Genomic DNA, 14,291 nt, shown 5'->3' with positions numbered 1-14,291 from the left:
GACCTATACGTCCTGTCGAGGTTGCACCTACCTGGCGAGGGGTGATGGTTTCCGGCGTGTAAACGTCTGCCGTTTTCTCTTGGCAAGGTGTGACATTGCACTTAAGGTCAGTGCAATGTCACACGGTACTGAGGTGAGGGTAGAGCTGACCGGTGGGCTGCTGGGGAGTTGGCAGCGGCGGAACCGGGTCGCGACGATTCCGCATGTCATCACCGAACTGCGGAAGGCCGGGAACCTGGAGAACCTGCGCCGGCTCGCCGATCCGTCGGTCGGGCCGTACCGCGGGCGGTACCCGTTCCTGGACACGGATCTGTACAAGACGCTCGAGGGGCTCGCGTACGAGGTGGGCCGCGAGGACGCGCCGGCCGGAGCACGGGAGTTCTTCGACGAGGTCGTCGCACTGCTGGAAGAGGCGCAGGCCGAGGACGGGTACCTGAACTCGTACTTCCAGGACCCGGACCAGCCCAAGCAGCCCTGGTCGGATCTCGGCTGGGGGCACGAGCTGTACAACCTCGGCCACCTCATCCAGGCCGCCGTCGCCGCGAACCGCCGGCTCGGCGACGACCGGCTGCTGACGATCTCCCGCAAGTTCACGGACCTCGTGGTGCGCAAGTACGGCGAGCACGGTGAGGAGGTCGTCGACGGGCACCCCGAGGTGGAGATGGCGCTCGTCGAGCTTTATCGAGAAACGGGCAACGCGGACTACTTGACCCAGGCGCGGCTGTTCGTCGATCGCCGCGGGCAGGGGAAGCTCAAGCACACGATCTTCCCGGGGGAGTACTTCCAGGATCACGTTCCGTTCCGCGAGCTGCCGTCGGTCATCGGGCACGCCGTCCGGATGGCCTATCTGGCCGCCGGCGCGACGGACGTCTACCTGGAGACGGGCGATCAGACCCTTCTCGCCGCGCTCGAGCGGCTCTGGGACGACATGGTCGCGACCAAGCTGTACCTCACGGGCGGGCTCGGCAGCCGGCACTCCGACGAGGCGATCGGCGACCGGTACGAGCTGCCGTCCGAGCGTGCGTACGCCGAGACCTGCGCGGCGATCGCAACGATGCAGTGGGCGTGGCGGATGTTCGTTGCCACCGGCAAAGCGTCGTACCTCGACGTCTACGAGACCGTGCTCTACAACGCCTATGCTGTTGGGCTTTCGGCGGACGGTACCGCTTTCTTCTACGACAACCCGCTGCAGCGCCGGCCGGATCACGAGCAGCGATCCGGCGCCGAAGACGGTGGTGAACTGCTGCGACGCGCGTGGTTCGGATGCCCCTGCTGCCCGCCGAACATCGTCCGCTGGATGTCCGAGCTGCAGGACCAGGTGGCCGTCGCCCGCGACGACGTGCTGTACGTCGGGGTGTACGCCGACGCCCGCATCACCGCCGGCGACCTGGCGATCAGCGTCTCCACCGACTACCCGTGGGACGGCGAGATCACCCTCACGGTCGAGAACGCGCCGGCCGAGGAACGCACGATCGCGCTCCGCATCCCCGCCTGGGCGACCGAGGCGACGCTCGCCCTGCCCGGCGCCGAGGACGAGACGCCGGCGCCGGCCGACGAGGGATGGGTCGCCGTCCGCCGCACCTTCGTCCCCGGCGACGTCGTGCGACTGACGTTGCCGATGGCACCGAGAGCGCACGGTTCGCACCCGTACCTGGACGCGACCCGTGGTGCGATCGCGGTGGCTCGCGGTCCGCTGGTTTATTGCGTCGAGCAACAAGATGTAGACGCGCCGGTCGACGACCTGCTGCTGACGCCGAGTGCTGTGAGTACGGCGATTGCGCGGCAGCGCGAAGACCATCTCGTGCTCGAGCTGACAGCCGGGGTCGCCCCCGAGCCGCCGGCCGAGCTGTATCCCGTCATCACCGGAGCAAGCAAACAATCCGCCGTCCAAGAAGTGCCGGCGACATTCGTCCCGTACTTCCTGTGGGGAAACCGTCAGGCCTTGGCCATGCGTGTGTGGCTGCGAACTGAAAGAGAAGGCTAATGAAGAGAACTTCAATGCTCGTCGGGCTGGTGGCAACCGCCGCGCTCACCCTCAGCGCGTGCGGTGGCGGCACGTCCGGTACCAGCGGCCAAACGGCCGCCGGTCCGGGTGCCAAGGCGGAACAGGGCGGCACCTTGCAGGTGCTCGCGAACGCGGCCTTCTCGCACCTCGACCCGGCCCGCGGCTTCGACGGCGGTGTCAACAACTTCTACCGGTTGATCTACCGGACGCTCACCACCCAGGGCGCCGCACCGGGTGCCGAAGGCACCAAGATCGTCCCGGACCTCGCCACCGACACCGGCAAGCCGAGCGACGGCGGCAAGACCTGGACGTTCACGCTCAAGGACGGAGTGTTCTTCGAGACGGGCGCGCCGATCACCAGCGCCGACGTGAAGTGGGGTGTCGAGCGCGCCTGGGATCCCGAGCTCGGCATCGGCTCGCCGTACGCGAAGCAGCTGATCGAGGCGCCGGCGTCGTACCAGGGCCCGTACAAGTCGGGTGACCTGGCAACGATCTCGACGCCGGACGCGAAGACGATCGTGTTCCACCTGAAGAAGCCGTTCGCGGACTTCGGCAGCGTGGTTGCGCAGAACACCTTCACCCCGGTGCCGAAGGGCCAGGGCGCAGGTAACCAGCTGGACAGCAAGCCGATCTCGTCCGGTCCGTACGAGCTCGCCGACTACAAGCCGGGCGCGTCGCTGAAGCTCGTCCGCAACGACAAGTGGGACAAGAAGACCGACAACGTCCGGACCGCGAACCCGGACGTGTTCCAGTGGACGTTCGGTCTTGACCCCGCCACGATCGACGAGCGGATGCTCGCCGGCCAGGGCACGGACGCCGACGCGATCGCCGGTACCGTCCAGGCCGCGACCGTGGCCCGGATGCAGACGCCGCAGCTCAAGCAGCGCACGATGACCGGCATCAACGGCTGTACGACGTACATGGGGCTCAACACCACGAAGAAGCCGCTGGACAACGTCAAGGTGCGGCAGGCGATCAACCTCGCGATCAACAAGCAGACCGTGCGCGACGCGGACGGCGGATCGGCGCTCGCCGAGATCGGGAACACGATCCAGCCGCCGACGATCACCGGCCGGGTGGACTACGACCCGTACCCGAGCCAGGACAACAAGGGCGACATCGACGGCGCCCGCAAGCTGCTGACCGAGGCCGGCCTGGCCAATGGCTTCACGATGACGCTCGACACCCGGGCGCAACCGAAGATGCAGGCGATGGCGGTCGCGATCCAGCAGGCGCTCGAGCCGCTGAAGGTCACCGTGAAGATCAACACGATCGACACCGCGACCTATTACGAGGTGATCGGTACGACGTCGCAGCAGCACGACGCGGCGATCACCGGCTGGTGCCCGGACTGGCCGTCCGGTGCGACCTTCCTGCCGCCGCTGTTCGACGGCCGCAACATCACCCCGAAGGGCAACACGAACCTCTCGCAGCTGAACGACCCGGGCGTCAACGCGAAGATCGACGAGATCTCCAAGCTCACCGACGTGAACGCGGCGAACGCGGCGTACGGCGAGCTGGACAAGCAGATCATGGCGCTCGCGCCGGTCGTACCGCTGCTGTACGAGAAGGTGCTGATGCTTGTCGGTAGCAACATTGGCGGCGCCTACCTGCACGACGGTTTCTCCGGCGGGATCGACCTGGTCTCGGTCGGCCTCAAGGACGCAGGGAAGTGACAACCAGCCCAACGCTTGTCGAGGTCGAGGAGGCGGTGCCATCAGGGCCGTTGGCGCCGCCCACCTCGGGCAAGCGGGTGGTCACCACGATCACCCGGGACAAGGGCGCGTTGGCGTGCCTGGTGTTCCTGGCGATCGTGGTGCTGATGGCGGTCGCCGCTCCGCTGATCACCAAGCTCAGCGGGTGGGGGCCGTACCAGTTCGACTCGGCGGCGATCAACTCCGACCTCGGCGGCGTACCGCACGGCTCGCTCGGCGGGATCAGCGGATCGCACTGGTTCGGCGTCGAACCGCAGAACGGCCGCGACCTGTTCGCCCGGATCGTGTACGGCGCTCGCGTGTCGATCACGATCTCGTTGTCGGCGACCCTGCTGACCGGGATCCTCGGCGTCGTGCTCGGCATGCTGGCCGGGTTCTACCGCGGCTGGGTCGACCAGGTGATCTCGCGGCTGATGGACTTCCTGATGGCGTTCCCCGCGCTGATCTTCATGATCGCGATCCTGTCGTCGCTGCCGTCGGGCAACCGGCCGGTGCTGCTGGTCGTGGTGATCAGCGTGTTCGGCTGGCCGTACCTGGCCCGAGTGATCCGCGGGCAGACGATGACGCTGGCCAACCGTGAGTTCGTCGAGGCGGCGCGCGCGTCCGGAGCCAAGGACACCCAAGTCGTGTTCCGGGAGATCCTGCCGAACCTGCGCGGTTCGATCGTGGTGATGACGACGCTGGCGATCCCCGGCTTCATCGGCACCGAGGCCGGCCTGTCGTTCCTCGGCGTCGGTGTCTCGCCGCCGACCGCGTCGTGGGGCCAGATGATCGCGAGCTCGGTCAGCTGGTACTCCGTCGACCCGATGTTCTTCGCGATCCCCGGTGCGTTCCTGTTCCTCACTGTGCTCTCGCTGACGGTGCTCGGCGACAAGATCCGCACGCTGATCGACCAAGGAGAGGCGGCATGACGCGCTATGTTCTCGGCCGGCTCGGCAGCGTCGTACTGATCCTGCTGGCCGTGTGCCTGTTCACGTATCTGATCTTCTTCAAGTTGTCGCCGGATCCCGCGGTGATGATCTGCGGCAAGACATGTACGCCGGACCGGATCAACTCGATCCGTGACGTACTCGGGCTGAACCAGCCGATCCTGACCCAGTTCTGGGAGTTCCTGCGCGGCATCTTCGCGGGCCGGCAGTACGGCTCGGTGCACTGCCCGGCGCCGTGTCTGGGCTACAGCTTCCAGACCAACGAGTCGGTGTGGAGCATGATCACCGCGCGGCTGCCCGTCAGCATCACGGTCGCGGTCGGCGCCGCCGTACTGTGGCTGCTCGCCGGCGTCATCGGCGGCCTCGTCAGCGCAGTGAAGCAAGGCACCTGGTGGGACCGTACGGCGATGGCGCTCGCGCTCGGCGGCGTGAGTATCCCGAACTACGTGCTCGCGCTGCTGCTCCAGTACGTGCTCGTGGTGAAGCTGCAGGTGCTGCCGTTCCCGTCGGCGGTGCCGTTCGCGGACAACCCGGTGTTGTGGTTCGAGTCGTACCTGATGCCGTGGGTCGTGCTGGCCGTCGGCTACGCCTGCCTGTACGCGCGCCTGACGCGGAGCAACGTCATCGACACGCTGTCGGAGAACTACTTCCGTACTGCGCGTGCCAAGGGGCTGAGCGGTTCGCTGATCATGCGCCGGCATGCACTGCGGCCGGCGTTGACGCCGATCACGACGATCTTCGGGATGGACTTCGCCGGGCTGCTCGGCGGTGCGTTGATCACCGAGACAGTGTTCGGGCTGAACGGGATCGGCAAGATGGCCGCCGACTCGATCGCCAAGAACGACCAGCCGGTGATCATGGCGGTGACCCTGCTGGCCGCCTTCTTCGTTGTCATCGGCAACGTTGTGGTGGACCTGCTGTACACGGCACTGGATCCGCGGGTGCGGGTGGTGTCGTCATGAGCGATCTCTTCATTGTCGACGATCTGACGGTCACCTTTCCGACAAGTCGTGGTCCGGTGGAGGTGGTGAAGAACCTGTCGTTCACGGTCGGTCGCGACGACACGCTCGGGATCGTCGGCGAGTCCGGGTCAGGCAAGTCGATGACCGCGCTCGCCGTGCTCGGTCTGCTGCCGCGCGGTGCGCAGACGTCCGGGAGCGTCCGGCTGGACGGCACGGAGTTGCTCGGCAAGTCGGAGCGAGACCTGAGAGCTGTGCGTGGCAACGCGATCTCGATGGTCTTCCAGGACCCGCTGTCGTCGCTGAATCCCTACTACACCGTGGGTCTGCAGATCTCGGAGATGTACCAGACGCATCAGGGCGGATCGCGACGCGCAGCCAAGCAGGTCGCGATCGAGGCGCTCGAGCGGGTCGGGATTCCTGATCCTGAGCGGCGGGTCGATCACTACCCGCACCAGTTCTCCGGTGGCCAACGGCAACGAGTCATGATCGCGATGGCGTTGTGCTGCTCGCCGTCGTTGCTCATCGCCGACGAACCGACAACTGCGCTCGATGTGACCGTGCAGGCGCAGATCCTGGAGCTGCTGGCCGAGCTGCAGTCGACGACCGGGACCGGGATGATCTTCATCACGCACGACCTGGCCGTGATCAGCTCGATCGCGCAGCGGGTGCTGGTGATGCGCGAGGGGGATCCGGTCGAGTACGGGACGGCGGAGCAGGTGTTCTCAGACCCCCAGCACGAGTACACGCGGATGCTGCTCGACGCCGTACCGAGGATCGATGACGAGGTGCCAGCATGACGTTGTTGCAGGTCCGCGGCGTGACGAAGCAGTTCGTCACCCGGGGCGAGGGTGCGATGGCGAAGAAGTCGACGTTCACGGCCGTGGACGACGTGAGCTTCGAGGTCGAGCTCGGTGAGACGCTCGCGATCGTGGGGGAGTCGGGCAGCGGCAAGTCGACGACTGCGCGGATCGCGGCCCGGTTGCTGGAGCCCACGAACGGATCGGTCGTGTTCGACGGGCAGGACGTGACCCGGGCCAAGGGCAAGGAGTTGGCGACGTTCCGGAACAACGTGCAGGTGGTGTTCCAGGACCCGTTCTCGTCGCTGAACCCGCGGTACACCGTGGAGCGGATCATCACCGCGCCGCTCAGCTACCAGGGCATCGCCCCGGAGGGCGGGCGTCGCGCGTTCACGCAGGAGTTGATGGAGCGCGTCGGGCTGAACCCGGATCACTACCGGCGCTACCCGGCGCAGTTCTCCGGCGGGCAGGCGCAGCGGATCGGGATCGCTCGTGCGCTCGCCGTGAACCCGAAGCTGGTGATCTGCGACGAGGCCGTGTCGGCGCTCGACGTGTCGATCCAGGCGCAGGTGCTGCAGTTGCTCATGCGGCTGCAGCGGGAGAGCGGGTTCAGCTACATCTTCATCGCGCACGACCTGGCCGTGGTCCGGCAGATCTCCCAGCGTGTGGCCGTGATGAACAGAGGCAGAATCGTCGAGGTGGGGTCGCGGGACCAGGTGTTCGGCGACCCGCAGGACGAGTACACGAAGACGCTCCTGGCCGCCGTACCGCGGATCAACCCGGAGTGGGACGCCAGACGCAGGCAGAAAGAGGCCTCATGATCAGCTACACGATTCCCGGCATGCACGTCCGTGAGCACACCGTCGACGTTCCGCTCGACTGGTCGAACCCGGGCGAGACGATCGCCGTCTTCGCCCGCGAGCTCGTCGATCCGACCCGCAAGAACGAGGACCTGCCGTGCCTGCTGTTCCTCCAGGGCGGTCCGGGCGGGAGGGGACCGCGGCCGATCGGTGTGACCGGGTGGATCGGGCAGGCCCTGAAGAACTATCGGGTCGTCCTGATGGACCAGCGGGGCACAGGCCGGAGTACGGCGGTCACCCGCCGGCGGATCGCAACGATGTCGGCCGAGGAAGGCGCCGACTACCTCGCGTGTTTCCGGGCGGACTCGATCATCGCCGACGCCGAGCACCTGCGGAAGACGGTCTTCGGCGACAAGCCGTGGTCGACGCTGGGTCAGAGCTACGGCGGATTCCTCACGCTCACCTATCTGTCGAAGGCGCCTGAGGGTCTGACCGCCTGCTACGTGACCGGTGGGCTGGCGTCGATCGATCCGTCGGCGGCCGAGGTGTACCGGCGTACCTATCCGCGGGTCGAGGCCAAGAACCGCGAGTTCTACAAGCGCTACCCGCACGACGTGGAGCAGGTCGGTGCGATCGCGGACCGGCTGGCGGCGGACGACGTACGGCTGCCGGATGGTGACCGGCTGACGGTGCGGCGGTTCCAGTCGCTCGGGATCGCGTTCGGGATGAAGCCCGGGTACGAGCGGGTCCACTGGCTGATCGACGAAGCGTTCGACGGTGACGAGCTCTCGGACACCTTCCTCGGGCAGGCTCTCGACCTGTCGTCGTACCTCGAGGAGCCGTTGTTCGCCTCGCTCCAGGAGAGCATCTACGGATCCGGCGAGGGCGCGACGGGGTGGGCCGCCGAGGCGGAGCGGGCGCAGCGTCCGCAGTTCGCCGAGGACGCACGGCCGCTGCTGTTCACCGGCGAGATGATGTATCCCTGGATGTTCGAGGAGATCCGCGGGCTGCGGCCGTTCCAGGGCGCGGTCGAGCTGATGGCACAGCGGCCGCAGTGGCCCGAGCTGTACGACCTCGAGCGGCTGGCGGCGAACGACGTACCGGTCGCTGCCGCGGTGTACTTCGACGACATGTACGTCGACTCCGGGCTGCAGCTCGACACCGCCGGGCGGGTCGGGAACCTGCAGGCATGGGTGACGAACGAGTACGAACACGACGGCCTCGGGTCGGACCGCGTGTTCGAGCGGCTCACCGAGTTGGTCGCGTCCGTCGGGGGTGGCATCCCGGCGCGGTGAGGGATGGTGTTTCACAATAGGCGGCGACCCTGGGAGGTGAACGATGACTGCCGATTCGACCGAGCCGATGCCGAGCGTACGGCGGCTCGCACAGCGCGAGAACCTGCGTGACAGCGTTGCCAACGCGCTGCGTGCGGCGGTGATCTCCGGTGAGCTGAAGCCGGGGGAGGTGTACTCCGCGCCGACGCTCGGCGCGCGGTTCGGCGTCTCCGCGACGCCGGTGCGCGAGGCGATGCTGGACCTGGTCCGCGAGGGCCTGGTGATCTCCTTGCGGAACAAGGGTTTCCGGGTCACCGAGGTGTCCGACGAGGACCTCGACAACGTGGCCGCGGTTCGGCAGTTGATCGAGCCGCCGACGATCCGGGACGTCGTACCGGTGATTCCGGCGGCTGACTACCCGCGGCTGCGCCGGCTGGCCGAGGACATCGTGGTGGCGGCCCAGGCGGGTGACCTGATCGCGTACATCGAGGCGGACCGGGTCTTCCACGTCACCCTGCTCGCGTACTCCGGCAACCAGAAGCTCGTCGACGTCGTCTCGGACCTGCGTTCCCAGACCCGCCTGCTCGGTCTCACGCCGCTGGTCGAGAGCGGCCGGCTGCTTCCGTCGGCCACCGAGCACCACGAGCTGATGGACATGGTCGAGGCCGGTGACGGCGAGGGCGCCGAGCAGCTGATGCGTCAGCACATCGGCCACGTGCGCGGATTGTGGGCCCGATCTCAGAGCAGCTGACGATGGAGTGAGTCGGCAACAAACGTCTCGAACTCGTCCGGAGTCCAACCGGACTCGTCGACCAGTTCCTGATAGACCCCAGGCGCGGCGAGCGCGCGGTAGATGGCCTGCGCCTGCTTGAGCGGGATCTGCAACTGGTCTTCCAGCGAGGCGATCATCGCGTCCATCACTTGGTTGCGTCCGGCAAGCTTCGAGCGCAGCAAGGCCCTTGTTTCGGGGCTTTCGTCGGTCGCGGCCTCGAAGATCAGTACGACGTCGAAGCCGGCGGCGTACAGGTTGGTGAGCCAGCCGGCCGCGCCGCGGAGTCGCTCGGCGGGGTCGTCGATCGCGAACACCTGGTCGGCTCGCTCGATAGCGCCGGCCTCGCTCAGCCATTCGTCGCAGATCAGCGAGAGGATCTCGCGCTTGGTGCCGAAGGCCGAGTAGACGGTCCGGGTCGCGACGCCGGCCTCCTTGGCGATGGCGTCGATGCTCGTGGCGCCGTACCCCTGCCCGGCGAAGAGCGCACGGGCCGCACGGGCGATCCGCAGGCGGGTCTCCTCGGCCTGCACCTGGCGATAGGACTTGACAGCCTCGGACATGTGGGCACACTATCACTGTGTTCAGTGCAGTGACACTGCATCGAGTGCACTGCTAGTGCAATTACTCCGAGGGGGAGTCATGGAAGGACCACGTGAGGTGCTGGAGCGGATCCTGCACGAGGGATTCGCGACCGGGAACGAGGCGATCGTCGACGAGCTGTGCGCGCCGGATCTGATCGAGCACCAGTTCCGCCCCGAGCCGGACGGCGAGGCCCGCGACCTGGTGAAGGCCGCGATCCGGCAGGTGCACCAGCTGATGCCGGACATCGTGTACACCCTGGAGGACTCGGTCGTCGTCGGCGACGTCGTCTGGGCTCACGGAAGGGCGCGGGGAACAGCCACCGGATCGTTCTTCGGCCCGCCGAGCAACGCGGTCATCGACATCGCGCTGTTCGAGGTGGCGCGCGTCGTCGACGGCCGGATCGTCGAGCACTGGGGCTGCCCGGACCGCTTCGCTCTGCTCGAGCAGACGGGCGCGCTGGCGCGACTGGCCGCCTGACCCGTCGTACGGATCACGAAGACTTGAGCGCCTGCTTCGCGGTGGAGGCGGCGTCGGCGCCGTACGCGGTGGTGAGGCGGTCGAGGAAGACGTCGTGGTCGAGGGTGTACTCCTGCGTCCCGACTGTTTCGAGGACCGTGGTGGCGAGGGTGCAGCCGAGGTGGGCGGCCGCTTCGTGGTCGAGGCCCGAGGCGCGGCCGGTGAGGTAGCCGGCGCGGAACGCGTCGCCGCCGCCGGTCGGGTCGACCAGGCCCGGAGCGGGCACGGCCGGGACCTTCGCCAGCACTCCGGTCGTGTCCTCGATCACCACGCCGTCGCCGCCGCGAGTGGTGACGCGCACGCCGACCCGCTCGAGGATCTCGTTGTGGCTCCAGCCGGTCTTCTGCACCATCAGGCCGGCCTCGTACTCGTTGCTGAACAGGTACGCCGCTCCGTCGATCAGCCGGCGGATGTCCGCACCCTCCATCCGCGCCAGCTGCTGTGACGGGTCCGCCGCGACGGCGATCCCGTGCTGCCTGGCCAGCTCGGTGTGCTTGATCATCGCGTCCGGGTCGTCGGCGCCGATCAGCACCAGGTCGACGCCGCCGGTGGCCTGATGGATCGCGCCCAGGTCGAGCTCCCGCGCCTCGGCCATCGCGCCGGTGTAGAACGAGGCGATCTGGTTCGCGTCCTGGTCCGTCGTACAGGTGAACCGCGCGGTGTGTACGTTCTCGCAGACGCGGACATGCGACACGTCCACGCCGGCCGCCGTCAGCGCCTCGCCGTACTCGGCGAAGTCGGCGCCGACCGACCCGACGAGCAGCGACCCGAAGCCGAGCTGGGCCATGCCGTAGCAGATGTTCGCGCCGACACCGCCGCGGTGCACCACCAGCTCGTCGACCAGGAACGACAAGGAGACCTTGTGCATCTGCTCCTCGAGGAACTGGTCCTTGAACTTGCCCGGGAACGTCATCAGGATGTCGGTCGCGATCGATCCGGCGACAGCGATGCGCATGCGGGGTGCTCCCTCGGGTGGGGTGGGTGTGCGGCGTGACGACAGCCAATAGAGACTACAGGCGACCGAACAAATACACGGAGGGCGGGAATTCATGGGCCATCAGGTACCGGTGACCGAGGAACTGCACGACTACATGGTCGCCCACGGCATGCCGCTGGACGAGATCGCGACCGAGCTGCGCGCCGAGACCGAGAAGCTCGGCAACCCCGCGGGGATGCTGACCACCGCGGACCAGGCCGGTCTGCTGACCACCCTGACCCGGCTGATCGGCGCCCGCCGTGCGGTCGAGATCGGCACCTTCACCGGCTTCTCCGCGCTGGCGATCTCGCGCGGTCTGCCGGACGACGGCGAGCTGATCTGCCTGGACGTCAGCGACGAGTGGACCTCGATCGGCCGCAAGTACTGGGAGCGGGCGGGCGTCGCGGACAAGATCGACCTGCGCATCGGTGACGCGCACGACTCCGCGGCGAAGCTCGACGGCGAGTTCGACCTGGCGTTCGTCGACGCCGACAAGGACTGGTACATCAGGTACTTCGAGACCGTCCTGCCGCTGATCCGCCCGAACGGGCTGATGCTGTTCGACAACACGCTGGCCGGCGGACGGGTGATCGACGCGGACGGCCCGGCCGACCGCAAGGAGTTCAACGCGCATGTCGCGCAGGACGATCGCGTCGACGTGGTCATGCTCGGCATCGGCGACGGGCTGACTCTGGTCCGCAAGAAGTGAGCAAGTCGGGGAGCAGGTCAGGGGGCAAGCCGAGCAGCAAGCCGGTGCCGCGGCTGGCGGTGGAGGGTCTGCAGCACAAGTACGGCGACCGGCCGGTGATCGAGGGGCTGACCTTCACGCTGGCGGCCGGGCAGGCGATCGCCTTGGTCGGGCCGAACGGCGCCGGCAAGACGACCGTGCTCAAGTGCATCGTCGGTTCGGCTGAGCCGGCCGCCGGGAAGATCCTGCTCGACGGGGTGCCGATCGACGAGCGGGTCGAGGTCGTCCGGCGTGATGTCGCGACGCTGCTCGACGACCTGGACTTCTTCCCGGACCTGACCGCGGCCGAGCATCTCGACCTGCTGGCCCGCGCCCACGGCAACGCCTCGCCGGAAGATCTCGTCGACACCACGCTCGACGACATCGGCCTGCTGACGGCCGCCGACCAGCTCCCCGGCTCGCTGTCGTCTGGTCAGCGCCGCCGCCTCGCACTGGCGACGGCGCTGGTCCGGCCGCGCAAGCTGATGGTGCTCGACGAACCGGAGGCGCGGCTGGACACCGACGGTGTGCAGTGGCTGTCGAACCGGCTGCTCGAGGAGAAGAAGTCCGGCACCTCGATCCTGTTCGCGAGCCACGATCCCGCGCTGGTCGAGACGGTCGCCGACTCCGTCGTCACCCTGACTCCGCTGCCATGACGGACGGGCCTGTTGTCTTCGATCCCAGCGACTTCGGCGCGATCCCGACGTCGCGGTCGTTGCGCCAGTGGATGCGCACGACCCGCCGACGGCATGCGGATCGGTCGTTCTGGCAGATCTTCGAGGACGTGTACCTGGTCCTGTTCACGTTGGCGATGGTCGGCGCGACGGCCGGCAACGTCGTACGGCACCTGAACTCGGACGCGGCCCGCTGTTCGTCGTACACCTGCGGGCAGTTGACCGAGTGGCTGCCGTGGATCATGGTGCCGTTGCTGGTGGCAATCACCGTGCGGATGCTGCTCGCGGTCGGACCGGTGTCGGCGTCGCGGGCCAGCGGGTTCTGGCTGCTCGCCACGCCGGTCAACCGAGCCGCGCTGCTGCGCCCGGCGTACCGGCTGGTGACCGCTGCGGTCGCGGTCGCCGGGCTCGTCGCAGCGGCGGTCGTCTGGGCTCTGATCGGGTCGAGCTTCGGGGTCGTGCTCGAGGCGGCGGTCCTGATCAGCGCGCTCCTGGTGTGCGCGGCGATCGGCACGGTCTGGGCGCAGCAGTCGACCCGACGCTCCCGGTGGACCCTCCGAATCGCGGACCTGCTGCTGATCGCCGCCCTCGTCCCCGCCGCGATCCTGGCCTTCCGGCACGAACCGACGCGCAATGTGCAGACCGCGAACGTCATCCTGACCTTCGCGGATATAGAGCAGGTGTCCGTCTTCGACCCAGGCGGGCTGCATCTGCTGGTGGTCTGCGTGATCGTCGTCGTGCTCTGCCTCGGCCTGACGACGATCACCTCGCGGACGCTCGACAGGCTCGGGCGATCGAGTGTGATCGCGGGCGGTGAGTTGCTGGCCGGCCTCGCGGGTGCGGCGAGCAGTCTGGACATCAGCATGCTCGGCGACGTGATCTCCGGGCGGCACTGGCGGTTGAAGGGGCGGGTGCGGTCACGGCGCGGCATGGGTTCGCGCGGCGGTGCGATCGTGCAGCGCGAGTTCTGGCGGATCCTGCGCTGGCCGCGTCGGCTCGTCATCGCGGGTGCGTTGCTCGTTGTCCCGTACGCCGTCGCGGGCGCGGGGTTCGACGTACTTGTTCCGATCGCGGCCGCGTTCGCCGGGTTCGTCGCCGTACGGCCGATGCTCGATGGACTGCGGACGGTCTGCCGTTCGACAGGCCTGGTGCGCGCGATGGGGATGGATCTGCGCGATCTGCGCGTGGTGATGGCGGTGGTTCCGGGGCTGTTCGCGGTGCTCTGGGCGGGGCTCGCGTTCCCCGCGATCGGCAGTCTCTCGGCGACGTTCGCGGTTGCGGGTGGCGTGATCTCCGGCGCGGTGCGGCAGGCGTCCGCGCGGCCGCCGACGTACGCCGGTCCGCTCGTCGCCTCGCCGATGGGGGCGATCCCGCCCGGACTGTTCTCCCAGCCGGCTCGCGGATTCGACCTGCTGCTCCTGTGTCTGGCGCCGGTGCTGCTCAACCTGCCGCCGCTGTGGGTCGTGGCCATACCGGCCTTCGTCCTGACCGTGATGTTCTCGGTGCGCCCGAAAACTGACTGATCCTCGACTTGGCTTATCTTGGCGTGAACAGGTACCTTG

The 14,291-nt window shown here is 67.8% G+C and carries 14 protein-coding genes; 12 read left to right on the top strand and 2 right to left on the bottom strand.

All coding sequences use genetic code 11. The features are described from left to right. Window positions 1–133: 133 nt before the first annotated feature. From EV645_RS27520 to EV645_RS27485, 8 genes are read left to right on the top strand one after another with little or no spacing between them, the layout of a single operon-like run. Window positions 134–1,984 (top strand): glycoside hydrolase family 127 protein, encoded by a 1,851-nt coding sequence (locus tag EV645_RS27520; RefSeq protein WP_242000698.1) that lies wholly within the window; start codon window positions 134–136, stop codon window positions 1,982–1,984. Beyond that, on the top strand, window positions 1,984–3,681 hold the full coding sequence (locus EV645_RS27515) for an ABC transporter substrate-binding protein (protein ID WP_242000697.1): 1,698 nt from the start codon (window positions 1,984–1,986) through the stop codon (window positions 3,679–3,681). The genes EV645_RS27520 and EV645_RS27515 overlap by 1 nt, the downstream gene beginning before the upstream one ends. Then, complete coding sequence (locus tag EV645_RS27510) at window positions 3,678–4,631, top strand: ABC transporter permease (RefSeq protein WP_130446905.1); 954 nt, start codon at window positions 3,678–3,680, stop codon at window positions 4,629–4,631. Before EV645_RS27515 ends, EV645_RS27510 begins: the two co-directional genes overlap by 4 nt. Next, on the top strand, window positions 4,628–5,611 hold the full coding sequence (locus EV645_RS27505; RefSeq protein WP_130446904.1) for an ABC transporter permease: 984 nt from the start codon (window positions 4,628–4,630) through the stop codon (window positions 5,609–5,611). Before EV645_RS27510 ends, EV645_RS27505 begins: the two co-directional genes overlap by 4 nt. After that, the gene (locus EV645_RS27500; protein WP_130446903.1) at window positions 5,608–6,408 is read left to right on the top strand and encodes an ABC transporter ATP-binding protein; all 801 of its coding nucleotides are present in this window, start codon (window positions 5,608–5,610) and stop codon (window positions 6,406–6,408) included. Before EV645_RS27505 ends, EV645_RS27500 begins: the two co-directional genes overlap by 4 nt. Continuing rightward, window positions 6,405–7,229 (top strand): ABC transporter ATP-binding protein, encoded by an 825-nt coding sequence (locus EV645_RS27495; protein WP_130446902.1) that lies wholly within the window; start codon window positions 6,405–6,407, stop codon window positions 7,227–7,229. The genes EV645_RS27500 and EV645_RS27495 overlap by 4 nt, the downstream gene beginning before the upstream one ends. Then, entirely contained in the window at window positions 7,226–8,503 is a 1,278-nt protein-coding gene (locus EV645_RS27490; protein ID WP_130446901.1) for an alpha/beta fold hydrolase, read from the top strand. The genes EV645_RS27495 and EV645_RS27490 overlap by 4 nt, the downstream gene beginning before the upstream one ends. A 43-nt stretch (window positions 8,504–8,546) precedes the next feature. Beyond that, window positions 8,547–9,233 carry a GntR family transcriptional regulator gene (locus tag EV645_RS27485; protein ID WP_130446900.1) on the top strand — a complete coding sequence of 229 codons (687 nt, stop codon included), beginning with the start codon at window positions 8,547–8,549 and terminating at the stop codon, window positions 9,231–9,233. On the opposite strand, the gene EV645_RS27480 is transcribed toward EV645_RS27485, so the two are convergent. Beyond that, a complete protein-coding gene (locus tag EV645_RS27480; RefSeq protein ID WP_130446899.1) occupies window positions 9,221–9,814 on the bottom strand; it encodes a TetR/AcrR family transcriptional regulator in 594 nt (197 codons plus the stop codon). The genes EV645_RS27485 and EV645_RS27480 overlap by 13 nt on opposite strands. Window positions 9,815–9,893: 79 nt before the next feature. Between EV645_RS27480 and EV645_RS27475 the strand changes: the two genes are divergently transcribed. Next, window positions 9,894–10,313, top strand: coding sequence for an ester cyclase (locus EV645_RS27475; protein WP_130446898.1), 420 nt, complete (start codon window positions 9,894–9,896; stop codon window positions 10,311–10,313). Between the two features lie 13 nt (window positions 10,314–10,326). Here the strand turns inward: EV645_RS27475 and EV645_RS27470 are convergent, their stop codons facing one another. Further along, window positions 10,327–11,307 carry a carbohydrate kinase family protein gene (locus tag EV645_RS27470; protein ID WP_130446897.1) on the bottom strand — a complete coding sequence of 327 codons (981 nt, stop codon included), beginning with the start codon at window positions 11,305–11,307 and terminating at the stop codon, window positions 10,327–10,329. A gap of 94 nt (window positions 11,308–11,401) precedes the next feature. Between EV645_RS27470 and EV645_RS27465 the strand changes: the two genes are divergently transcribed. The 3 genes from EV645_RS27465 to EV645_RS27455 are packed head-to-tail and all read left to right on the top strand — an operon-like array spanning window position 11,402 to window position 14,252. Then, window positions 11,402–12,037 (top strand): O-methyltransferase, encoded by a 636-nt coding sequence (locus EV645_RS27465; protein ID WP_130446896.1) that lies wholly within the window; start codon window positions 11,402–11,404, stop codon window positions 12,035–12,037. Beyond that, a complete protein-coding gene (locus EV645_RS27460) occupies window positions 12,034–12,711 on the top strand; it encodes an ABC transporter ATP-binding protein (protein ID WP_422386644.1) in 678 nt (225 codons plus the stop codon). The genes EV645_RS27465 and EV645_RS27460 overlap by 4 nt, the downstream gene beginning before the upstream one ends. Next, window positions 12,708–14,252, top strand: coding sequence for a DUF6297 family protein (locus EV645_RS27455; protein WP_130446895.1), 1,545 nt, complete (start codon window positions 12,708–12,710; stop codon window positions 14,250–14,252). Before EV645_RS27460 ends, EV645_RS27455 begins: the two co-directional genes overlap by 4 nt. Window positions 14,253–14,291: the final 39 nt, after the last annotated feature.

This window comes from Kribbella rubisoli, from assembly GCF_004217145.1.
Lineage (GTDB): Bacteria > Actinomycetota > Actinomycetes > Propionibacteriales > Kribbellaceae > Kribbella > Kribbella rubisoli.
This window is presented reverse-complemented; position numbering and strand designations above follow the sequence as displayed.

Bases quoted from the DNA above. Each gene is read 5' to 3' on its own strand.
- EV645_RS27515 (WP_242000697.1), top strand. From the start codon at position 1,984: ATGAAGAGAACTTCAATGCTCGTCGGGCTGGTGGCAACCGCCGCGCTC.
- EV645_RS27505 (WP_130446904.1), top strand. From the start codon at position 4,628: ATGACGCGCTATGTTCTCGGCCGGCTCGGCAGCGTCGTACTGATCCTG.
- EV645_RS27500 (WP_130446903.1), top strand. From the start codon at position 5,608: ATGAGCGATCTCTTCATTGTCGACGATCTGACGGTCACCTTTCCGACA.
- EV645_RS27495 (WP_130446902.1), top strand. From the start codon at position 6,405: ATGACGTTGTTGCAGGTCCGCGGCGTGACGAAGCAGTTCGTCACCCGG.
- EV645_RS27490 (WP_130446901.1), top strand. From the start codon at position 7,226: ATGATCAGCTACACGATTCCCGGCATGCACGTCCGTGAGCACACCGTC.
- EV645_RS27485 (WP_130446900.1), top strand. From the start codon at position 8,547: ATGACTGCCGATTCGACCGAGCCGATGCCGAGCGTACGGCGGCTCGCA.
- EV645_RS27480 (WP_130446899.1), bottom strand. From the start codon at position 9,814: ATGTCCGAGGCTGTCAAGTCCTATCGCCAGGTGCAGGCCGAGGAGACC.
- EV645_RS27475 (WP_130446898.1), top strand. From the start codon at position 9,894: ATGGAAGGACCACGTGAGGTGCTGGAGCGGATCCTGCACGAGGGATTC.
- EV645_RS27470 (WP_130446897.1), bottom strand. From the start codon at position 11,307: ATGCGCATCGCTGTCGCCGGATCGATCGCGACCGACATCCTGATGACG.
- EV645_RS27465 (WP_130446896.1), top strand. From the start codon at position 11,402: ATGGGCCATCAGGTACCGGTGACCGAGGAACTGCACGACTACATGGTC.
- EV645_RS27455 (WP_130446895.1), top strand. From the start codon at position 12,708: ATGACGGACGGGCCTGTTGTCTTCGATCCCAGCGACTTCGGCGCGATC.